The 19984-nt window shown below is 72.0% G+C and carries 23 protein-coding genes and 1 tRNA gene; 12 read left to right on the top strand and 12 right to left on the bottom strand.

Going from position 1 to position 19984, the window contains the following annotated elements; genetic code table 11:
- Positions 1-7: 7 nt before the first annotated feature.
- From C6361_RS39265 to C6361_RS19995, 4 genes are read left to right on the top strand one after another with little or no spacing between them, the layout of a single operon-like run.
- The gene (locus C6361_RS39265; protein ID WP_369930176.1) at positions 8-1312 is read left to right on the top strand and encodes a replication initiator; all 1305 of its coding nucleotides are present in this window, start codon (positions 8-10) and stop codon (positions 1310-1312) included.
- Between the two features lie 21 nt (positions 1313-1333).
- Positions 1334-1519 (top strand): AlpA family transcriptional regulator, encoded by a 186-nt coding sequence (locus C6361_RS20000; RefSeq protein ID WP_107268636.1) that lies wholly within the window; start codon positions 1334-1336, stop codon positions 1517-1519.
- Positions 1516-2130, top strand: a complete 615-nt coding sequence (locus C6361_RS38255; RefSeq protein WP_234358905.1) for a hypothetical protein — start codon at positions 1516-1518, stop codon at positions 2128-2130. The genes C6361_RS20000 and C6361_RS38255 overlap by 4 nt, the downstream gene beginning before the upstream one ends.
- A complete protein-coding gene (locus C6361_RS19995; RefSeq protein WP_234358904.1) occupies positions 2127-2822 on the top strand; it encodes a tyrosine-type recombinase/integrase in 696 nt (231 codons plus the stop codon). The genes C6361_RS38255 and C6361_RS19995 overlap by 4 nt, the downstream gene beginning before the upstream one ends.
- 225 nt (positions 2823-3047) lie before the next feature.
- Here C6361_RS19995 and C6361_RS19990 read toward each other — a convergent pair.
- Together C6361_RS19990 and C6361_RS19985 are read right to left on the bottom strand one after the other, a co-directional pair.
- Positions 3048-3120: transfer RNA gene (locus C6361_RS19990), tRNA-Arg, on the bottom strand.
- A gap of 174 nt (positions 3121-3294) precedes the next feature.
- Positions 3295-4281: an oxidoreductase gene (locus tag C6361_RS19985; protein ID WP_304598551.1), complete on the bottom strand. Its 987-nt coding sequence runs from the start codon at positions 4279-4281 to the stop codon at positions 3295-3297.
- Positions 4282-4391: 110 nt separating this feature from the next.
- Between C6361_RS19985 and C6361_RS19980 the strand changes: the two genes are divergently transcribed.
- A complete protein-coding gene (locus C6361_RS19980) occupies positions 4392-4850 on the top strand; it encodes a MerR family transcriptional regulator (protein WP_107271052.1) in 459 nt (152 codons plus the stop codon).
- A 138-nt stretch (positions 4851-4988) separates the two neighbouring features.
- Here C6361_RS19980 and C6361_RS19975 read toward each other — a convergent pair whose 3' ends face one another.
- The 5 genes from C6361_RS19975 to C6361_RS19955 all read right to left on the bottom strand — a co-directional run bounded on the left by C6361_RS19975 (position 4989) and on the right by C6361_RS19955 (position 9280).
- Positions 4989-6527 (bottom strand): multicopper oxidase family protein, encoded by a 1539-nt coding sequence (locus C6361_RS19975; RefSeq protein ID WP_159079391.1) that lies wholly within the window; start codon positions 6525-6527, stop codon positions 4989-4991.
- The gene (locus tag C6361_RS19970) at positions 6524-6742 is read right to left on the bottom strand and encodes a hypothetical protein (RefSeq protein WP_107268634.1); all 219 of its coding nucleotides are present in this window, start codon (positions 6740-6742) and stop codon (positions 6524-6526) included. The genes C6361_RS19975 and C6361_RS19970 overlap by 4 nt, the downstream gene beginning before the upstream one ends.
- Positions 6743-6867: 125 nt before the next feature.
- The gene (locus C6361_RS19965; RefSeq protein ID WP_107262418.1) at positions 6868-7626 is read right to left on the bottom strand and encodes an SRPBCC domain-containing protein; all 759 of its coding nucleotides are present in this window, start codon (positions 7624-7626) and stop codon (positions 6868-6870) included.
- Between the two features lie 132 nt (positions 7627-7758).
- Positions 7759-8367, bottom strand: a complete 609-nt coding sequence (locus tag C6361_RS19960; protein WP_107262417.1) for a helix-turn-helix domain-containing protein — start codon at positions 8365-8367, stop codon at positions 7759-7761.
- A gap of 82 nt (positions 8368-8449) precedes the next feature.
- A complete protein-coding gene (locus C6361_RS19955) occupies positions 8450-9280 on the bottom strand; it encodes an NAD(P)-dependent oxidoreductase (protein WP_199853026.1) in 831 nt (276 codons plus the stop codon).
- A gap of 178 nt (positions 9281-9458) precedes the next feature.
- Here C6361_RS19955 and C6361_RS19950 point away from each other — a divergent pair, with 178 nt between their 5' ends.
- The 3 genes from C6361_RS19950 to C6361_RS19940 all read left to right on the top strand — a co-directional run bounded on the left by C6361_RS19950 (position 9459) and on the right by C6361_RS19940 (position 13287).
- Positions 9459-9815: a YciI family protein gene (locus tag C6361_RS19950; RefSeq protein ID WP_107271050.1), complete on the top strand. Its 357-nt coding sequence runs from the start codon at positions 9459-9461 to the stop codon at positions 9813-9815.
- A gap of 154 nt (positions 9816-9969) precedes the next feature.
- The gene (locus C6361_RS19945; protein ID WP_107268632.1) at positions 9970-11283 is read left to right on the top strand and encodes an RNA polymerase sigma factor; all 1314 of its coding nucleotides are present in this window, start codon (positions 9970-9972) and stop codon (positions 11281-11283) included.
- A gap of 570 nt (positions 11284-11853) precedes the next feature.
- Positions 11854-13287, top strand: a complete 1434-nt coding sequence (locus C6361_RS19940; protein WP_369930168.1) for an endo-1,4-beta-xylanase — start codon at positions 11854-11856, stop codon at positions 13285-13287.
- 87 nt (positions 13288-13374) lie between these two features.
- On the opposite strand, the gene C6361_RS19935 is transcribed toward C6361_RS19940, so the two are convergent.
- Positions 13375-14463, bottom strand: coding sequence for an aminoglycoside phosphotransferase family protein (locus C6361_RS19935; RefSeq protein ID WP_234358902.1), 1089 nt, complete (start codon positions 14461-14463; stop codon positions 13375-13377).
- Between the two features lie 180 nt (positions 14464-14643).
- Between C6361_RS19935 and C6361_RS19930 the strand changes: the two genes are divergently transcribed.
- Positions 14644-15273, top strand: a complete 630-nt coding sequence (locus C6361_RS19930) for a LysE family translocator (RefSeq protein WP_107262412.1) — start codon at positions 14644-14646, stop codon at positions 15271-15273.
- Between the two features lie 27 nt (positions 15274-15300).
- Here the strand turns inward: C6361_RS19930 and C6361_RS19925 are convergent, their stop codons facing one another.
- Both C6361_RS19925 and C6361_RS19920 read right to left on the bottom strand, forming a co-directional pair.
- Complete coding sequence (locus C6361_RS19925) at positions 15301-15765, bottom strand: SRPBCC family protein (protein WP_107268629.1); 465 nt, start codon at positions 15763-15765, stop codon at positions 15301-15303.
- Complete coding sequence (locus tag C6361_RS19920; RefSeq protein WP_199853025.1) at positions 15762-16115, bottom strand: helix-turn-helix transcriptional regulator; 354 nt, start codon at positions 16113-16115, stop codon at positions 15762-15764. The genes C6361_RS19925 and C6361_RS19920 overlap by 4 nt, the downstream gene beginning before the upstream one ends.
- Positions 16116-16371: 256 nt before the next feature.
- Here C6361_RS19920 and C6361_RS19915 point away from each other — a divergent pair, with 256 nt between their 5' ends.
- Both C6361_RS19915 and C6361_RS19905 read left to right on the top strand, forming a co-directional pair.
- On the top strand, positions 16372-16833 hold the full coding sequence (locus C6361_RS19915) for a hypothetical protein (protein ID WP_199853024.1): 462 nt from the start codon (positions 16372-16374) through the stop codon (positions 16831-16833).
- A gap of 245 nt (positions 16834-17078) precedes the next feature.
- On the top strand, positions 17079-17306 hold the full coding sequence (locus C6361_RS19905) for a hypothetical protein (RefSeq protein ID WP_107262410.1): 228 nt from the start codon (positions 17079-17081) through the stop codon (positions 17304-17306).
- Positions 17307-17328: 22 nt separating this feature from the next.
- Here the strand turns inward: C6361_RS19905 and C6361_RS19900 are convergent, their stop codons facing one another.
- Both C6361_RS19900 and C6361_RS19895 read right to left on the bottom strand, forming a co-directional pair.
- Entirely contained in the window at positions 17329-17952 is a 624-nt protein-coding gene (locus C6361_RS19900) for a DedA family protein (RefSeq protein ID WP_107262409.1), read from the bottom strand.
- Between the two features lie 214 nt (positions 17953-18166).
- Positions 18167-18676, bottom strand: a complete 510-nt coding sequence (locus tag C6361_RS19895; protein ID WP_107262408.1) for an NUDIX domain-containing protein — start codon at positions 18674-18676, stop codon at positions 18167-18169.
- A 74-nt stretch (positions 18677-18750) separates the two neighbouring features.
- Between C6361_RS19895 and C6361_RS19890 the strand changes: the two genes are divergently transcribed.
- Complete coding sequence (locus C6361_RS19890; RefSeq protein WP_107268628.1) at positions 18751-19797, top strand: SMP-30/gluconolactonase/LRE family protein; 1047 nt, start codon at positions 18751-18753, stop codon at positions 19795-19797.
- Positions 19798-19984 lie beyond the last annotated feature (187 nt).

Here is a 19984-nt window from a genome sequence, read left to right as displayed (position 1 = left end):
CGCCACGATGCGGGGGGGACGCCAATTCCGGGAAGGAGTGGCTTCGCGGGGTCGGGAAGCCACTCCTTCCCGGAAACGGTGCGACGTCCGCGGGTCAGCGGCGCTTGCGGACATCCCGCCACCCCACCCCACCCCCCCCCGGCCCACACCCGCCCCCCCGTCAACACCACCCCCCCCGTGGAGCACAGAGGGTCGCCCCACATCCACGAGAGGGTGGCCCGACACAGGGACGAGGGGGCCACTTTCCAGCCGGGCGTTACGGTGGGCCATAGAGACCTCCGGTAGGTATGGGCGTCAGCACCTCACACCTCGCCGGAGGTCTCTCCATCGATCAAGCCGACACGCCGTCAACAACGCTCATGGTCACTACAGCTGGAACGTCCAATACGCCGGAGCAGTCGAGCTACAACGCCGGCTCGCGCCACACGCACACTTCGCCATCCGGGGCACCCTCCCGAGGCGGCTACTCAAGCAGATCGCCGCCGCGACCTACCACCAAGTGTGGTGGCCAGCGTTCAACGAACCGTGCTACACCGTCGACAAACCGCCCGTGTGGGATGTCGAGCAACAGGCGTACGTCGACCCCAAGACACGCGAGCCGCTGACCCCGTGGTCGCACGCCCTGGACGAGCTGGAGAAACCCGCCGCCCGACCGGCATACGTCGCCCGGCTCGGCCGGATCGACGCACGCGGCATCGAGCAGGGCACCCGCGACGCGGAACGGTCAATCCGCTACGTCACGAAGTACGTCACCAAGGACCTGACCGACCAGGCCCGACCACGCTCCGACGCGCAGAAGGCGCACTTCGACCGGCTCCACGCCGAACTCTCCGTCCTGCCCTGCTCGCCCACCTGCGCCAACTGGCTCCTCTACGGCGTCCAGCCTGACGGGGTCAAGGCAGGCTTGACCCCCGGCCGCTGTACCGGGAAGGTCCACCAACGCTCCACGCTCGGCTTCACCGGCCGGCGGGTTCTCGTCTCCCGGCAGTGGTCCGGCAAGACCCTCGCCGATCACCGGGCGGACAACCGGGCCTGGATTCGCGCCATCCTCGCTGGTGGCATGGCCGACACCGATCCGGCCGACGGAGACCAGGGCGACGGACACGGCCAGGACCAGACAACGGCCGACAACCCGCAGCGGTACCGGTTCGAACTCGCACGCCCCGAAGACCCCGACGTCCTACCCCTCGAACACCGCATCCTGCGCGCCATCTCAGCCCGCATCCGCTGGCGAACAGACCTCGACACCGCCCGGCAACGGGCGTCCGGCGATGTTTCGGCAACCGCACAGACTTTCGTCCCCGCAGCCTGACTCCTGGAGGAAACCACCCCTATGGACAACGACCTGTTGACCGTTCCTCAGGTTCTCGCCGCGCTCAACGGTGTATCGCGGCGAACCTTTTACCGGTGGCGTGAGCTGGGCGTCGCACCGGAGTGCATCAAGCTGCCAAACGGTGAGCTACGGATCAAGCGGCGTGACCTGCGAGCCTGGCTGGACCAGCACCGGGAGGCGGCGTGAAGTCGCGCGAGGTACGGATTCGCGGTATCCAGGTCAACACCCTGGCCAAGCGCAAGAAGTCGTACACCGTCCGGTGGGTTGTGGGCACGGAGCCAAAGTCTCGGACCTTCGGCACTCGTGCTCTGGCGGATAACTTCCGCTCGGACCTGATGCAGGCCGTCAACCGTGGCGAGGCGTTCGACACCGATACCGGGTTGCCCGGTTCGATGGTGCCGCCACAGGAGTCGGTGACCTGGCTTGCCTTCGTACGGCGGTACGTCGACATGAAATGGCCGGGTGCCGCCGCGAAATCGCGGGAAAGCATGACAGACGCGCTCGCGGCCGTGACCGGGCTGCTCATCCAGGACCTGCCCGGCCGTCCCGATGCGGCGCTGCTGCGTCGGGCGCTTCGGGAGTACGAGCTACCGCCGGCCGCTCGGCAACTCGACCAACCGACGGAGGTCATCGCCGCGCTGCGCTGGCTTGGCAAGGCATCGCGTCCACTGCCGTCCCTGGCGGAAGCCTCGGTGATCCGGCCGGCCCTGGACGCGCTCGGGCTCCGGATGGATGGGCGGCCAGCAGCCGCGACGACGACCAGGCGGCGCGCGTACGGTCGGCTCGGCGAAAGGTGACGGCGGAGGTCGATCGGCGGGTGGTGGTCAACGTCGGCCAGGCGCGGGAACTGTTGACCGCAGTGACGTACGTCGGCCGGCGCGGCAGAGACGGGCGGCGAGGTGAGCGGCTACGCGCTTTCTACGCCTGCCTGTACTTTGCGGCGCTGCGGCCGAGTGAGGCGCTGGGCCTGCGGGAGCGGGACTGCCACCTGCCCGAGTCGGGTTGGGGTCTGCTGACGGTGGAGAAGTCCCGTCCGGCGGCGGGCAAGCGCTACACCGACAGCGGTGAGGTGCACGACGATCGCGGGTTGAAACACCGGGGCGAGACGGAAGCGCGGGAGGTACCGATTCCGCCGGAGCTGGTCGGGCTCCTTCGGTGGCACATCGAACGGTTCGGCGTCGGCAAGGATGGCCGGCTGTTCCGCAGTGAGCGGGGCAACGTGGTGGCGTCCTCGACGTACTCCCGGGTCTGGGAAGAGGCGCGGGCGTTGAGCCTGCCACCGGACCTTGTGGCGTCGCCGCTGGCGGGGCGGCCGTACGACTTGCGGCATGCCGGAGTCTCGCTCTGGCTGAACGCGGGCCTACCCGCTCCGGAGGTCGCGGAGCGGGCGGGTCATTCCGTCGACGTGCTGCTCAGGGTGTACGCGAAGTGCATTGACGGGGACCGGAGTCGGATGAACGAGCGGATCGAGGCGGCGCTGTCCGCGTGACGATCACCGATAGGGTTCGAGAGGCCGTAGCCGATGCTGCGGCCTCCTCGCCTTTGTGCCTTGTGAGCTGCGCAAACATGCGCCCGAAAGGCTCCAAGATCATTGCACGTACTCTGCACGACTGGCGACAAACGGCGGCTCGGAGCGGCCTACGGCTGCCTACGCGATCACATCGACCACTGAACGTATCCGCTGGTCAGATGGTGTTTTCGCTGATCTTTGGGGTGCCCCCGGCAGGATTCGAACCTGCGACACACGGTTTAGGAAACCGTTGCTCTATCCCCTGAGCTACGAGGGCGGGCGACGCCAGGCGACCTGACGGCGGCTGTCAGCGTACCGCAGGGGGCTCGTACCCGATCAGCACCGGCGGTGCCGCCGGCTGCCCGCCCCGCATCGGGTACGCCATGCCAGGCGTTCCCGACACCGGGCGCGTCTGCCCACCGCTGTGCGCACACCCCGAGCTGCGCCAAGGTCAGGGCCGGGTCCCAAACGCGTCGACGCCGGTCAACTCGGCCGACAGCGTCCACAGCCGCGCCGCTCCTTCCGGGTCCAACTCCTGGTCGACCACGGCACAGTCCTCGCAGTACCGCCCGCCGGTTCCGGCGAGCTGGGGCGAGGTGGCCGCCCAGACCTGGGTCGCCGCCCCCTGCTCCGGCGTCTTGAATTCGGCGTCCACCAGGTTGCCGTCCAGGTCCACCCACCCGGCGGCGACCATCTCCTCCCGGCTCAGGTGCCGCTGCAACGGGGTGAGGATGTGCCCGGGGTGCACCGAGAACGCTCGCACCCCCACCTCCCGGCCGAGCGTGTCGAGCCGTTCCGCGAAGAGCACGTTCGCCCGCTTCGCCTGGGCGTACGCCTGCCACTTGTCGTAGCCACGGGTGAAGTGCGGATCGGACCAGCGGATCGCCGACGGGTGCTGGGCCCGGGAGGTGAGCACCACGACCCGGGCTCCCCCGTCCCGCCTGATCGCCGGCCACAGGAGGTTGACCAGCGCGTAGTGCCCGAGGTGGTTGACGCCGAACTGTGCCTCCCAGCCCGGGCCGACCCGGGTTTCGGGGCAGGCCATGATGCCGGCGTTGTTCATCATGATGTCGATGCTCCTGCCCGAGGCCAGGAACCGGTCCGCGAAGGCCCGTACGCTGCCCAGGTCGGCCAGGTCGAGTTCGTCGACCTCCACCCCGTCGACCTCCACCCCGTCCACCTCCAGCCCGCCGATCCCGGCCAGCGCGGCGCGGGCCACCGCGGGCCGCCGCGCGGGTACGACCACCCGGGCGCCGGCCCGGGCGAGCGCCGCCGTCGCCTCCCGGCCGAGTCCGGAGTACCCGCCGGTGACGAGCGCGAGCCGGCCGGAGAGGTCGATCCCCCGCAACACCTCCTCGGCGGTACTCCGTGCCCCGAACCCGGCCGTCCCACCGAACCCAGCCGTCCCCCCGGCCCCGGCCCCAACCCTTGCACCGATCCCGCCCCGGACATCGAAACCTTTATCCCGATTGCCTGCTCTCACCGTCATGCGAGCGAAGCTATTCGCTAGACCGTGGTCTAGGTCAACGCGCGCGTATGCTCCGGGCCATGCTCGACACTCCTGCGGAATTCAGCATCGGGCAGGTGGCCGAACGCACCGGCTTGAGCGTGCACACCCTCCGGCTGTACGAGCGGGAAGGGCTGCTGACCTCCCGGCCGCGCCGGAGCAGCGGTGGCCGTCGCGTCTACAGTGAATGGGACGTGCAGTGGCTCGACAACTGTACGAAGTTCCGGGCCTCCGGAATGCCGTTGGCCGCGATCCGTCGCCTCGCCGAACTGGTCGGCGAGGGCCCGGGCAACGAGGCCGAACGTCTCGAACTGCTCCGGGCACACCGGCAGCGGGTACTGGACCGGATCGCCGAACTCCACGACTGTCTCGACCTGATCAGCAACAAGGTCAGCGCCTACGAGGAGGCCGTCCGGCAGGGCAACGCCGACCGGCTCTGGGGCACCCGGTCGACCGGCCCCGACACCGCCCCGGCCCCCGACACCCACGGACGCCGGTGACCCCACCGGTCCGGGATACACCGGCCGATCCACACCGACGCGGTTCAGCCGGCGGCTCCGCCGGCAACCTCGGTCGCCACCGTGAGGGTGACGGCGCTGACCGGCGCGAGCAGCACACTCCAGGCGGCGCATCGGACCTCACTTTCCGTGCCCCGGATGTGTGCCGGCGAGGTCGGCCGGCACCCGGGGTTCGTCCCGGGCGGAGACGGCGATGAATTGTCCCATCATGCCGGCGTCCTCGTGGGCGAGCAGATGGCAGTGGAACATGTACGGCGTCCGTACGTCCGAATGTGCCAGGAAGCGTACGGCGAGCCGGACCCGGCCGCCCGGCGGTACGTACACGGTGTCCTTCTCCCCGGCCAGGTGCGGTGCCGGCGGCCGGCCGTCCACGTCGAGCAGGTGGAACGCCGCGCCGTGCAGGTGGAAGTTGTGCGGGATCCCGCCGGTGTTGCCGATCTCCCAGGTCTCCACCGAACCGGCCCGGACCACCCGGTCGATCCGGGTCGGGTCGTGCACCCGCTCGTCGAACCGGAAGTCCCCCATCGTCATCCGGTACGGCTCGGCCCGGGTCGGCGCCGGCACCGGCGGCGCGGCGGCCAGCCGGGGCGGCAGCGCGGGTGACGGCCGCAGGGCCGGCGCCGCGACGATCTTCAGCAGGTCGAAGGTGTCGGCACCGCCGGCGAGTCGCCGGATCAGCGCGTTGCCGCCCATCGGCGCCGGGAACCCGCGCAGCAGCACCTCCTCGCCGGGCCGGAACCGGACGACGATCTCGGCGCGTTCGCCCGGCGAGAGCATCAGCCGGCGCAGCGGCAGCGGCGCGTCCCGCAGTCCGGCGTCGGTGGCCACCAGCGAGAATTCCCGGTCGTCGGCGAACCCGACGGAGAAGACCCGGGCGTTGGCGCCGTTGAGCAGCCGGAACCGGACCAGTTCGGCGTCGACCTCCAGGTACGGGTCGTAGCCGCCGTTGACCAGGATCCGGTCGCCGAGCAGGCCGGTGAGGGAGAACCCGCCGAACTCCAGGCCGGACTCGTCGAGTGTGCCGTCGTCGTGCAGCTTCCGGTCCTGGAGGATCAGTGGGATGTCGTCGACGCCGTACCGGCGGGGCAGCGGCAGCGTGTCGGCCTCGTCGTCGTCGACCAGGAAGAGGCCGGCGACCCCCCGGTAGACGTGCGCCGCCGTACGCCGGTGCAGGTGCGGGTGGTACCAGAGGGTCGCGGCCCGCTGCTCGACCGTCCAGTACGGCTGCCAGGTCCGGCCGGGTTCGATCGGCTGGTGCGGACCGCCGTCCATCACCGCCGGCAGGTGCATGCCGTGCCAGTGCAGCGAACTGGTCTCGGGCAGGTTGTTGGTCACGTCGACCGCGACCCGGTCACCGCGCCGGGCCCGCAGTGTCGGGCCGAGGATCGGTCCGTTGGCGCCCCAGGTGGTGGTGCTGGTGCCGGGGAGCAGTTCGGTGCGGCCGGCCGCCAGGGTGAGCCGGAACCGTTTGCGCCCGTCGGCGTCGACGGTGGGCGGCAGCAGCGGCGGGATCGGCAGCCGGTTGCGGAACGACAGCGTGCCGACGTTGCTCCGCCCGGACTCCGCCCAGAGGTAGCCGGCGTATCCGGCGGCCGGGGCGACGAGCAGGCCGGTGCCGGCGCCGAGCCAGCCGAGCACCTTCCGCCGGGTGGCCGTCACCGCCGGCTCCGCGGCCGCAGGCTCCAGAGCACGAGTACGAGCAGGAGTACGACGCCGGTGGCGATCACCCACCAGCCGGGCAGCGCCTCGGGCATCGGTACCAGATTGGGGTCGTCGAGCCAGACGTGCGGCGGGCCGCAGAACCAGCCGAGGTTGAGGGTGAGCCCGACCAGTGCCACGGCCAGCCCGACCCAGAGCAGACGTCGTTGTGCCATGCCCCGACGCTAGGGAGCGGGGGTGCCGTCGCACGTCTGCCGATCGGAGTCGAAATCACTACTCCACCCGGTGTACGACCCCGATCCGTCTCCGGGGTCGTACACCGGGTGGCGCCGGCTTCGGGTCAGCGGATCGGGAGCTGGGCGGTCCAGTCCTGCCAGACCCGCTCGGCGTGGGCCTGGTCCACGTCGTCGGCGAAGATGTGGTGGCCGAGGACCAGCACGCTGCCCCGGTCGGTACCGGAGTGCAGGAAGCGGTAGAGCGCGTCGTCGGTGCGTACCCCGAAATAGGTGGGCAGGCCGGTGATGTCGACGACTCCCTCGATCGGCGGCAGGCCGTCGAGGGTGAGCCGGGCCGGCGTGCCCTCGGTGATCGCGCCGGTGATGCCGAACGCCTCCGCCACGGCCGCCCAGACCTGGTCCGGCTCGCCGGCACCGGGCCGGAACGCGGCGACCTGGGTGCCGTGCCGGCCCGGGAAGTACCGCACGTACGCGGCCAGGGTGGCCAGGTACATGTCCCAGCCGTCGCGCATCGCCTCGTACTCGGATTCCCAGTTGTCGCCGAGCACACCGCTCTGCACGAGGTGCAGCACCGTACTGCCCTGGTCACGTCCCTCGATCAGATATTCGATCGCCATGAACGTGCCGTCCGGGCCGGGTTCGGTGGCGTATCCGAACCGCTTGCCGGGTTCCCAGGCCGTCACCGTCGACTCCTCGGTGTGGCCGGCCATCGCGAACGTGTTCCGCCCGCCTTCGCGCGGGTCCACCTCGGTGTGTCCCATGAACCAGGAGTCGATGCCGGGGCCGGTGGCGATCGCCGCCCAGACCTGGTCCGGCGTCCCGGCCAGTTCGATCTCCTTGCGCAGCTCGAATTCGTGTCCCACGGTAGAAGTCTCCAATTCGCTGACGTGCGGAATCAGGCCGACCGTGCCGGCCTTGCGGGGATGTCTCTGTCCGGCCGTACCGGGCGGCCGTACCGGGCGGCCGTACCGGGCGGCCGTACCGGGTGGCCGGGCTCAACCGGTCGGTTCGGGGCTCTCCGGGTCGGCCGGGACGTGCGGGTGCAGCGCGATCACCACCCGGTGGTCGCGGCCGCCGGGCGCGGACTCGTCGTGGTACCTGCTGACGAGTCTGGCGACCGTCCCGGCCAGCTCCTCGGCGAAGGCGGCCCGGTCGGCCGCCGAGCCGAATCGCACCTGGGCGTCGATGGCGAACGTGGCGACCCGCTTCTCGGCCCGGTCCGCGCCGGTGATCAGGGCACCCACGTCCTGGACGAGCCGGGCCGCGAGCGCCAGCAGCCACCGCGCCGAGAGCCGGTCCGGGGACTGGCTCGGGTTCGGCCGCACGGCGGAGAGCGCCACCGGGGAGATCACGTACGACGCCGCGGTCGCCCGCATCACCCGCTCGGTGACGTTGCCCTTGCGGCGCTCCTCGACCAGCTCGATCAGCCCGTGCTGCTCAAGCGCCCGGAGGTGGTAGTTGACCTTCTGCCGGGCCAGGCCGACCCGGGCGGCGAGCATCGTGGCCGAGGCCGGCTCGGCCAGCTCGGCCAGCAGCCGCGCCCGGATCGGGTCGAGCGACACCTCGGCCGCCGCCGGGTCCTCGATCACTGCGATGTCGAACATGCGGCAAGCCTGTCACCGACAACTGTTTTTGTCAAGGAAAGCGGAGCTGTCGGAGCGATGTCCGCCGCCGCAGGCGCCCCGGCTACTCGTCGTGGCGCCAGCCGAGCAGCCGCTCCGCCCTCGTACAGTCGAAGAAGCCCTGGTTGCCCCGCAGCTCGCCGCGGACCGGCACCTCCGGGTAGTGCTCGCGGCGCAGCTCCTCGCTCGGGATGTCCGAGGTGGTCTCCGGGGCGACCACGTAGCAGACCTGGTGGCCGGTGAAGTCGGCGGTGAGCGCCAGCAGGCAGGCCCGGGCCGCCGGCCGGGCCAGGGTGTACCCCCACAGGTCGCGGACGGCGAGCGCCCACTGCCCCGAACCGGCCCGGGTGCTCGGCCGGGTCGGTACCACCGCGTGCAGCCGCAGGCTGGCGACGGTCAGCCCGGCGTACCGGCGGGCGAAGCTCTCCGCCTGCGCCTCGCCGAGCCACTTCGACAGGCTGTACGGGTCCTCGTTGTAGCTGGGGTGCCGCTCGTCCAGCGGAAAGTAGTCGAAGCGCGGCTTCCGGCTGTAGCCGCCGCCGACGGCGTTGACGCTGGAGGCCAGGCAGACCCGGGTGATCCCGAGTTCGACGGCGGCCCGCAGCGCGTTGTAGCTGGCGGTGACGTTGACGTTGTGCACCACGTGGTCCGGCTCGCCCCACGGCTTCGGGTACGCCGCCAGGTGCACCAGCGCCTCGCAGCCGTCCAGCGCCCGCAGCAGCGCCGGATAGTCGGTCACGTCGGCGGGCCGGCGTACCAGCCCGGCCGGCACGGCGCTGCCGGCGTACGGGGCCGACGGCCGGTCGATCTCCACCACCGTGTGCCCCTCGGCCAGCGCGTGCTCGACCACCGAGCGTCCGACCGTCCCGGCACCGCCGGTCACCGCAATGCGCATCGCACCATTCTCCGTCCTGGAGACGCGGGGGGCAGGTCGGCGGAAACTTGGCCCGGGCTGTCGTTCCCGGCCGGGGCCGTTCGTCGTCATGCTGTGCAGCAGTCCGCTGCCCGAGGATCCGGAGCGAGCCGGTGACGCCCGGCGGCCGGTTCGGCGGAACGAGACGGAGGAGATTGGCGTGAAGTACATGTTCCTGATCTACGGCGACCCGGCCCAGGACTCGACCGATCCGGAGGCGATCCAGGCGGAGATCGACACGTACTGGGCGTACGACAAACTGCTCGCCGACGCGGGCGTCATGCTCGACGGCCAGGCGTTGCAGGGCACCGAGACCGCCACGACGGTGCAGGCGGGCGGGGAGGGCGAGCCGACCGTCACCGACGGCCCGTTCGCGGAGACCCGGGAGATCCTCGGCGGCTACTACCTGGTCGACCTGCCGGACCTGGACGCCGCCATCGGCTGGGCCGCCCGCTGCCCCGGCGCCCTGCGCGGCAAGGTCGAGATTCGACCGATCATGGAGTTCGAGCAGCCGTGACCCGCGCTACGCCGTCCCCCGGGGCCGGGCGACCGATCGGCTGGCTCCGGCCGAGCGACCGTCTCTCGCCGAGCGACCGGCTCCGGCCGAGCGACCGGCTCCGGCCGAGCATGGACGGCGGTCAGGGCGTCGACGGCGGTCAGGGCGGATAGCCGTGTCGGGTGGCGAGCGGCCGACCGTCGACATTCTGGAGCGGGTGTTCCGGGAGGAGCGCGGGCGACTGCTCGCCACCCTGGTCCGGCACTTCGGCGACCTCGACCTCGCCGAGGAGGTCGCCTCGGACGCGATCGAGGCGGCCCTGCTGCACTGGCCCGTGCAGGGTGTGCCGACCCGTCCGGCGGCCTGGCTGCTCACCACCGCCCGGCGCCGGGCCGTCGACCGGCTCCGCCGGGACCGCGCCTACGCGGCCCGGCTGGCCGTACTCCGGGCCGAGGCCATCCGGGACGGGCCGGCCGCACCCGACCCGACCGACGGAGGCGACCTGCCGGACGAGCGGTTGGCGCTCTTCTTCACCTGCTGCCACCCGGCGCTGCCCGGCGAGACGCAGATCGCGCTGACCCTGCGCTGCCTGGCCGGACTCACCACCGCCGAGGTGGCCCGGGCGTTCCTGGTCCCGGTGCCGACGATGGCCCAGCGGATCGGCCGGGCGAAGCAGAAGATCCGGGCCGCCCGGATCCCGTTCCGGGTCCCGGACGCCGCCGAACTGCCGGCCCGGCTCCCCCGGGTACTCCGGGTGATCTACCTGATCTTCACCGAGGGGTACGCGGCGAGCAGTGGCCCACAGCTCGTCCGGGCCGACCTGGCGGACGAGGCGATCCGGCTGGCCCGGCTGCTGCACCGGCTGCTGCCCCGGCAACCGGAGGTGACCGGGCTGCTCGCCCTGCTGCTGCTGGTCGACGCCCGCCGGGCCGCCCGGTGCACCGCCGAGGGCGACCTCGTACTCCTCGACGAGCAGGACCGCACGCTCTGGGACCGCGACCGGATCGAGGAGGGCCGTCGGCTCGTGCCGGACGCCCTCACCAACCGCCCCGGCCCGTACGCGGTACAGGCCGCGATCGCCGCGCTGCACGGCGAGGCCGCCGACGTGGCCGGTACGGACTGGCCGCAGGTGGTCGCGCTCTACGACGTACTGGCCCGGCTGGCGCCGTCACCGCTGGTGGAACTGAACCGGGCGGTGGCGATCGCGCTGCGGGACGGTCCGGCCGCCGGGTTGCGGCTGCTCGACGCGCTCGACGCGCAGGGCCGGCTGGCCGGTTACCACCTGCTGCCGGCCGCCCGGGCGGACCTGCTGCGTCGGCTGGGTCGCGCCGGGGAGGCCGCTGCGGCGTACCGTCGGGCACTCGACCTGGTCGGCAACGAGCCGGAACGGGCGTTCCTGCGGCGGCGGCTCGCGGAGGTCGCCGCCGAAGCCGGTGCCGCCGGGTCGTCATCGGCCGAGCGGGAGAATTTCGCCGACCCGGACTCGTGAGATCGCCGCGATCCGGACCGCATCCATCGTTGTCGACGAATCCCACTAAGGACGGACGATGCCGGCGATGCGGCACGTACGGCGAAAAGTTTCGGCCGTCCGTGCTTTAGCCCGGCTCACGCAACGCCGTTCTGCCTGATGCCGGTGACCAGCGGGTATGTCCGACCCAGCCGGTCGCCGGAAGACCGGTGAAAGCTATCCATATCCTTACCCGCGTCGATACGACTAGAGTGGGCCCGATTGAAGTTTCGGAATCTTTCCGTTAGCCTCCTAAAATCGAGCCCTGTCGATACAGCGGTAGGGTCGGGTGTCTCCGAACCCCCGTCCCGTGCCCGTGACACGGGCTCACGCCCCCGCCGGCGCCGAGTGCCGTGGTCGTCGCTCAGACCGCGACACGAGTCGCCACCGCGACCTCTGCGCCGGGCTCGCCGAGGTTGTCCGGGCTCGGGTCGCCCCGGGCCGCCCACCCACTCCACCCGACACCGTCCACCGAGCCGGCACCACAACGGACGGGCACATCGACGACACACCCGCACACCATCCCTTCCCGGATCCGAGAGGCAACAGGTCATGAGCAGCAGAACCGTCCCTGACCCCAGACGCCTGATGGCGAGGCCCGGCCCACGTGCCGCACTGGTCTCACTCGCCGTCGGCGTGCTCGCCGCCGGTGCGGCCCTCACCTTCGCCGGCTCCGCCAACGCCGCGACGACGCTCGGCGCGTCGGCGGCGGAGCGGGGCGGGCGCTACTTCGGCGCGGCCGTGGCGGCGAACAAGCTCAGCGACAGCACCTACAGCACCGTGCTGAACCGCGAGTTCAACCAGGCCACGCCCGAGAACGAAATGAAGATCGACGCGACCGAGCCGCAGCAGAACCAGTTCACCTTCACCAACGCGGACCGGATCGTCAACCACGCGATCAGCCGGGGCTGGAAGGTCCGGGGCCACACCCTGGCCTGGCACTCGCAGCAGCCGGGCTGGATGCAGAACATGAGCGGTACGGCGCTGCGGCAGGCCATGCTCAACCACGTCACCCGGGTGGCCAGCTACTACGCCGGCAAGATCGACTCCTGGGACGTGGTGAACGAGGCGTTCGCCGACGGCAACGGTGGCGCCCGCCGCGACTCCAACCTCCAGCGCACCGGCAACGACTGGATCGAGGCCGCCTTCCGGGCCGCCCGCGCCGCCGACCCGAACGCCAAGCTCTGCTACAACGACTACAACACCGACAACTGGACCTGGGACAAGACCCAGGCGGTGTACCGGATGGTGCAGGACTTCAAGACCCGGGGCGTACCGATCGACTGCGTCGGTCTCCAGTCGCACTTCAACAGCGGCTCGCCGTACCCGAGCAACTACCGCACCACGCTCTCCAGCTTCGCGGCGCTCGGCGTCGACGTACAGATCACCGAGCTGGACATCGAGGGCTCCGGCACGACCCAGGCGAACACCTACCGCAACGTGGTGAACGACTGCCTCGCCGTCGCCCGCTGCACCGGCATCACCGTCTGGGGCGTGCGGGACTGCGACTCGTGGCGTAGCAGCGGCACCCCGCTGCTGTTCGACTGCAACGGCAACAAGAAGCCGGCGTACGACGCGACGCTCAGCGCGCTGAACAACGGCGTCACCCCGACCAACCCGCCGACGAACCCGCCCACCAACCCGCCGACCAACCCGCCGACGAACCCGCCCACCAACCCGCCGACCCAGGGGCCGGGCGGCTGTACCGCGACGGTGTCGCTGAACTCCTGGAACGGCGGATTCGTCGCCACGGTACGGGTGACGGCCGGCTCCTCCGGCACCAACGGCTGGTCGGTCGGAGTGACCCTGCCGTCCGGTGCGAGTGTCACCAACTCCTGGAACGCGAACCGCAGTGGCACCAGCGGCGCGGTCACCTTCACCAACGTGAGCTACAACGGCCGGATAGCCGCCGGACAGTCGACCGAGTTCGGCTTCCAGGGCACCGGCAGCGGCACGGGATTGTCACCGACCTGTAGCGCCAGCTGACCGACCGACAACGACACGACCGGTGCGGAGGACCACGATGGTCCTCCGCACCGTCGCGTACCAGGGGACTCCGGACCGAGCCGGCGGTCACGCGGTGGGTGACTCCCCGGACAGCCGGGACCGGGATCGGTCCCCGGCCTGCTCGTCCCCGGCCTGCTCGGTCCCGGCCTGCTCGTCCCCGGCCTCCTCGGCCCCGGCCTCCTCGGCCCCGGCCTGCTCGTCCCCGGCCTGCTCGGTCCCGGATCCGGGCTGCCGGTGGTCGGCGACGAACTCGGCCACGATCCGCCGAGCGTAGGCCGCCCGGTCCGGGTCGGCGGCCGAGAAATCCTCCGGCGCGGGCACCCGCATGGCCATGCCCCAGCCCCGGCCCCGCGCCCAGCTGGCGTCGTCGACCTCCAGCGCGGCCCGGAACACGGCGCGGCTGCCCGCCGGCAGCAGCGTCCAGGCGACCATCAGGTCACAGGCCGGATCGCCCACGGCCAGGCAGCCGAAGTCGATCGCGGCGCGGAGCCGGCCGTCGACGGTGAGCAGGTTTCCGGCGGCGAGGTCGCCGTGGATCCAGCCGCCCCTGCCGTCCCAGGCCGGCACCGCGGCCAGCGCGGCGTCCCAGACCGCCGCCAGCGCGTCGGTGTCGACCAGCCCGGACAGGGCCGCGATCCGCCGCCGCAGGTTGCCGTCCGTCGCCAGGGACGGCCGGCTGTCGCCCACCGGTACGCCCCGAAAGGCGTTGCTCGCGTCGGGTGCCGGACCGCCGGTGGGATCGATCCGGCGAAGCGCGCGGATGAACCCCGCCACGTCCCGCGCCAACCGGTCCGGGTCGGGGCCGCCCCCGCGCGCCGGGTTCTCGCCGTCGAGCCACGGACAGACCGACCACCGGAACGGGTAGCCCTCTGCCGGCTGGCCGAGCGCGAGCGGGACGGGGACGGTCAACGGCAGGTGCGGGGCGAGTCGGGGCAGCCACCGGTGCTCCCGGTCGACCTGCGGTGCCCATCGGGCGAAGCGGGGCAGCCGGACCACCTTGTCGTCGCCGAGCCGGTACATCGCGTTGTCGGTGCCCCAGCTCCGGGTCCGTACGACGGGCAGCTCCGCCCACCGCGGAAACTGGGCCGCGATCAGCCGGCGGACGAGCGCCTCGTCGGTCGGCACCTCGACGTGCGGCAGATCAGCGGTGGCCAACGCAGCTCCCTCGGCAACGACGGTGGTCGACGATCCCGGCTGTCGCTGCTGGCAGGTTAGGCGCCGCCGGATGACCGGCCCAGCCATTTTCGGGTACCGGAGGCAGCCGCCATGGCTGCGCGGGCCGGTGGCGGCGGCGCGCGAACGGCGACATCGCGGTACGGATGAAAGGATCACCGGATGCCGATCGACCAACACCTGCTGCTGGCATTCACCCTGACCACGATCATCGCCATGATCACGCCCGGCCCGGACATGCTGTTCGTGCTGGGCTGCGGGATGCGCGGCGGCTCCCGGGCCGGCCTGCTCGCCACCGCCGGGGTGGCGACCAGCGAGGCGGTACACGTGGCCGTGGCGGCGGCCGGACTGGCCGCGCTCTTCGCGGCGGCGCCGACAGCGTTCGCGGTGGTCCGGATCGTCGGCGCCGCCTACCTGATCTATCTCGGCGTGCAGTTGATCCGGCACCGCCGCGACGCCCGGGCCGAGCTGCCGACCGGGGGTGGACTCTCGGGTCGGAAGGCATACCTGAGCGGGCTGCTGACGAACCTGCTCAACCCGAAGATGGTCACCTTCACGATCGCGTTCCTGCCCCAGTTCGTCGATCCGGCGCTGGGGCAGGTCTGGCTACAGTTCGCGATCCTCGGCACCATCCTGATCGGGCTGGAGTTCCTGGTGGACGGTGCCGTCGGGGTGTTCGCCGGGCGGATCGGCGGCTGGCTGCGCCGCCGGGCCGCCGTACGCCGCCGGATCGACGCCGCGACCGGCGGCATCTTCATCGGTCTCGGCGTACGCCTCGCCGTGGATCGGTGAAGGCCGGCCGGGCAGGTCAGGGGTCGGTCACTCGACTCCGGCCGGCCGGCGCAGCTCCACGCCGAGCGCCGTCAGCCAGTCGTCGGTGCCCCGCTCCCGCCAGGCCGGCTCCTCGTGGCCGTCGAGGAAGGTGGCCTGTTCGGTGAGGAGCAGCTCGGTGCCGCCGGCCGTCGGCCTGAACTCCACGGTGGTCAGCGAGGCGGTGGCCAGGGTCTCCCCGGCGTGCAGGGTGGAGGCGTAGACGATCCGCTCGGCCGGGACGATGTCCTGGTAGACGGATTCGAAGGTCAGCGTCTCGCCGCCGTCGCCGCGCGCCCGGTTGACCTCGCGGCCACCGACCCGGAAGTCGAGGTGGTGCTCGACGGAGGCGGGACCGGCGAACCACCGCGCCTTGGCCGTCGGGTCGGCCCAGGCGGCGAAGACCCGGGCGGGTGGAAGCTGGTAGCTGCGTTCGAGGCTGAAGGTCCCGTGCGTCACGGATCGGTCGGTCATGGCGTGCTCCCGTTCTCTTGCGGGTCGGAGTCTTCGGTCAGGTAGTCGTCGAGCCGGTCCAGGCGCCGCTCCCAGGACGTGCGTTGCGCGCCGAGCCACTCCTCGGCGATCCGCAGCACCGCCGGCTCGATCTGGCAGGTGCGGACCCGGCCGACCTTCTCGGAGCGGACCAGGCCGCTCGTCTCCAGCACCTGGAGGTGCTGCATCACGGCCGGCAGGGACATGGCGAAGGGTCGGGCGAGTTCGCTGACCGGGGCCGGGCCCCGGACCAACCGCTCGACCATGGCCCGCCGGGTGCCGTCGGCCAGGGCCTGGAACACCCGGTCCAGCTCGTACCCTTGGTTAAGCATGTACTTAAGTATTGGCGCCGGGTGAGCAATAGTCAAGTGTCTTCTTAACTATTGTCCGGCGATCACCGGTCCCGGCGGGTCAGCCGGGAAGTTCCGACCCCGGGTTCGGTTTCCCGGCGCTCTGCCCGGGTAGCAGCGAGGGCGGCGCACGGCTGGACTGGCCGGCGAGCGAGGCGGCGCAGGGTTCGCCGGTACGGGAACGCGCGGTTCGCCGGTACGGGAACGCGCGGCTCGCCGGCACGGAGAGGAGCCCCAGGTGACGGATCGACACCCCAGGCGGGCGGCCTCGGCGGCGCTGCGGGGCACCACCCGAGGGGCGTTCGCCGCGATGGCGATGTCCGGCTTCCGGCAGGTGACCACCGGCCTCGGGCTGGTCGAACGCACCCCGCCCGAGGAGGTACTGCGGCAGACCGCGCCGAGCCTCTTCCGGCGGATCCCGGTGGACCGCCGACAGGCCCTGGTCGAGTTGGTCCACTGGGCCTACGGTGCCGGCGGCGGGATGCTCTTCGGTCTGCTGCCCCGGTCGCTGCGGCGACAGCCCTGGACCGGCCCGGCGTACGGCTTCGCCTTCTGGGCGGTCTTCGAGGCGGGCCTCGCACCCCTGCTCGGCATCGACGACCGCCGCCACCACGATGCCCGGGAACGGCTGGCCCTGCTCGCCGACCACCTGCTGTACGGCGTCGTCGTGGCCGCGTCACCCTGGCCGAACGCCGACTGACCGCCCCCGAATCCGCCCCGCCCCCGAACCTGAACCCGAACCCGAACCCGAACCCGAACCCGAACCCGCCCCGAACCCGAACCCGAACCCGGCCCGTCCGCGACCGATCCCTCCCTGACCGGTCCCGCCGCGACCGAGCCGCCACGCCGGTCGACCAGCGCACCGTCGCCGGTGGTGTCGTCGGTGGCGGTTCAACGGTCGGTAACCGGGTAGCCGGCGACGGAAGCCGAGGGAGGGAGACCACGATGGGTAAGGTCCACGGTCACGCCGACAACATCGTCTATGACCTGGTGTCGATCCAGTACCACGCCCTCAAGGGTGGTCAGGTCTACGAGCAGTACAAGAGCGACGCCGAGGGGCACGACGACGTCCGGCAGTTCATCGACCGCATCCAGCGGGAGGACATGGACCGGGCCCGGCGGGCCCAGGAGTTGCTGGCCAGCATCATCGACGTACCCGTCGGGGCCCGCTGACCGCCGCCGACGCCCGCCCTGGTCACGGCCGGGCCCGGCGTCGCGCCCGGCGCCGTCGTCGGATCAGCCACCACACCGCCAGGCAGAGCACCACCAGCGCGGCGAGGCCGGCACCGGCCTCGCCGAGGTGGTCCTCGATCCGCCGCCAGGAGGCGCCGGCCAGATAGCCGACCATCACCACCGTGGTCGCCCAGGCCGCGCCGCCGAGGGCGTTGAAGAGCAGGAACCGGCGGTACGGCATCCGGTTCATTCCGGCCAGGGCCGGCACCAGGGTCCGGAGCACCCCGACCCACCGGCCCAGCAGCACCGCCAGCGGTCCGTGCCGGGCCACGAACCGCTCGGCCCGATTCCAGCGCTCCTCGCCGACCCAGCGCCCGGCCCGGCTGCGTTTCAGTGGCGGGCCGGTCCAGCGACCGATCTCGTAGCCGACGCTGTCCCCGGCGATGGCGCCGACGGTGGAGACCACCACCATCGCCGGCAGGCTCACCCGGCCGGTCGCGGCGAGCGCACCACCGAGCAGCAGGGCGGTCTCGCCGGGCAGGAACAACCCGACGAACGCGGCGGACTCGCCGAAGGCGAGCCCGCCGACCACCACCAGCGCCGCCCAGCCGGAGAGTGCGGTGAGGGTGTCGATGACGCCGTCCACCCGGGCCGCCCGTCAGCCGGTACCGGCAGCCGACCGGCCCGCGTCGTGGCCCCGGTCGTGGCCGGGTGACTGATGGAGCACGCCGGGTAGCGCCGTACCGCCGGGCCGGCGGCGGGCGGGCGATTCGGCCGGGGCGAACTCCACTCGGCCATCGTGCCCGAGGATATGCCCCGAAACGCCGTAAATGCCCTGACTAGCGCTGCTGGTGCTCCGACTAGCGCTGCTGGTGCCCCGACGATCCGCCGAGGTGGCCGGACGGCCCGGCGAGGTACCCGGTGGTCCGGAGCACGGCCCGGGCGAACCGGCTGAGCGGCAGCGCGGCGAGTTCCGTCCGGCCGAACCAGCCGACCTCGCCGACCTCGTCGCCGTCCGGTACGGGCGTGCCGGTGACGATCTCGGCCCGGTAGACCGCGGTGACGTACGCGGCCCGGTCGCCGTGCGGATAGGTCACCTCGTACTCCGGACCGCCGAGTACGTCGAGCAGCCCGGTCAACCGCACCCGCACCCCGATCTCCTCCGCGGCCTCCCGTACGGCGGCCTCGGCCGGGGACTCGCCGGGCTCGACGACACCGCCGACCAGCCCCCACCCCTCGGTGTGCCCACGGTGGCGTACCAGCAGCAGCCGGCCGGCCGGGTCGACCGGCAGTACCGAGGCGGAGGGCAGCAACAGCAGTTCGGATCCGACTGCGGCACGCAGCCGGGCGACGTACGGCGGGATCGGCATGTGCGCCACGGTAGAAGCATTGAGCTGCAACGAAAGGGACTTTCCGGGGCGTGTCCGGCGATAGGCTCGGCGGCGTGCGCCCCACCATCGAGGAGAATCCCCGGCTGCGCCCGGTGACCGCCGCCGACCGGGTCTGGACCGGCGTGACCACCACCGGTGACGGCCGGGTCTTCGTGAGCTTCCCCTCCGCCGACGGCCCGGGGATCCAGGTCGGGGAGGTGGTCTCGGACGGCCGGATCCTCCCCTATCCCGACGCGGCCTGGAACGAGGTCCGCGACGACCTCGATCCCGAGGGCGCCTTCGTGCACGTCAACGGGTTGCGAATCGGGCCGGACGGCAACCTCTGGATCGTCGACGCCGGCAGTCCGGGGGTCGGGCTGCCGGTCGTACCCGGTGGTCCCCGGCTGATCGTGGTGGAGCCGGAGTCGGCGACGGTGCTCCGCAGCTACGACCTCGGGCCGGCGCTGCGGCCGAACAGCTACGTCGACGACGTCCGGTTCAACGGCCGGATGGGCTACCTGACCGACGCGGGCGCACCCGGGCTGATCGTGCTGGACCTGGCGACCGGGGCGTGCCGGCGGGTACTCGACGGGCACGCCAGTACCGTCGCGCGCCGCCCGCTGCGGGCGGACGGGGAGATGATCCGCGACGCGCACGGCCGGGAGCTGCGGATCCACGCCGACCAGTTGGAGGTCTCGCCGGACGGGCGGTATCTCTACTACCAGCCCGCCTCGGGGCCGCTGCACCGGATCGAGACGCGCTGCCTGGACGACCCGGAGATTCCGCCGGAGATCGTGGCGCAGCAGGTCGAGCCGTGGGTGGACACCCCGACGACCGGGGGTACCGCGATCGACGCGGCCGGGGTGATCTATCTGAGTGACGTGGACCGGCGGCGCATCCTGGCGATCGACCTGGACCGCCGGATCGAGACGCTGGTCGCCGACCCCCGGCTGGTCTGGGGTGACGCGCTCTGGCTCGACGGCACCGGTCAGCTCTGGATCCCGGCGGCCCAGCTCAACCGGACCCCGGGGCTCTCCGGCGGCACCTCGAACGTCGACTATCCGGTGTGGATCTACCGGATGCCGGTCGACGCGGTACCGCCCGCCAACGACCACGCCTGACCCTCGATCACCCGATCCCGCCACACCCGTGGGACCGGCGGTACGGGTCGCGCTGACCCCCGTACGGCTGTCACACTGACCCCCGTCCGGCCGTCACCGTGACCCCCGTCCGGCGGTCAGGTCGTGCCGGACCGGTCCGGCGTTTCCGTCGACCGGAGACGGCCGGCAACGGGTGTCATCTGGGGCA

It is taken from the genome of Plantactinospora sp. BC1, assembly GCF_003030345.1.
In the GTDB taxonomy this organism is placed as follows: domain Bacteria; phylum Actinomycetota; class Actinomycetes; order Mycobacteriales; family Micromonosporaceae; genus Plantactinospora.
Note: the sequence above shows the minus strand (reverse complement) of the source record. Positions and strands in the feature narration are given on the sequence as shown.

Coding starts and splice junctions, on each gene's coding strand:
- C6361_RS19955 (WP_199853026.1), bottom strand. CDS start 9,280: ATGCGCATTGCGGTGACCGGCGGTGCCGGGACGGTCGGACGCTCGGTG.
- C6361_RS19920 (WP_199853025.1), bottom strand. CDS start 16,115: ATGCTTAACCAAGGGTACGAGCTGGACCGGGTGTTCCAGGCCCTGGCC.
- C6361_RS19895 (WP_107262408.1), bottom strand. CDS start 18,676: ATGCCGATCCCGCCGTACGTCGCCCGGCTGCGTGCCGCAGTCGGATCC.
- C6361_RS19940 (WP_369930168.1), top strand. CDS start 11,854: ATGAGCAGCAGAACCGTCCCTGACCCCAGACGCCTGATGGCGAGGCCC.
- C6361_RS39265 (WP_369930176.1), top strand. CDS start 8: ATGCGGGGGGGACGCCAATTCCGGGAAGGAGTGGCTTCGCGGGGTCGG.
- C6361_RS19930 (WP_107262412.1), top strand. CDS start 14,644: ATGCCGATCGACCAACACCTGCTGCTGGCATTCACCCTGACCACGATC.
- C6361_RS19970 (WP_107268634.1), bottom strand. CDS start 6,742: ATGGCACAACGACGTCTGCTCTGGGTCGGGCTGGCCGTGGCACTGGTC.
- C6361_RS20000 (WP_107268636.1), top strand. CDS start 1,334: ATGGACAACGACCTGTTGACCGTTCCTCAGGTTCTCGCCGCGCTCAAC.
- C6361_RS19925 (WP_107268629.1), bottom strand. CDS start 15,765: ATGACCGACCGATCCGTGACGCACGGGACCTTCAGCCTCGAACGCAGC.
- C6361_RS19980 (WP_107271052.1), top strand. CDS start 4,392: ATGCTCGACACTCCTGCGGAATTCAGCATCGGGCAGGTGGCCGAACGC.
- C6361_RS19905 (WP_107262410.1), top strand. CDS start 17,079: ATGGGTAAGGTCCACGGTCACGCCGACAACATCGTCTATGACCTGGTG.
- C6361_RS19960 (WP_107262417.1), bottom strand. CDS start 8,367: ATGTTCGACATCGCAGTGATCGAGGACCCGGCGGCGGCCGAGGTGTCG.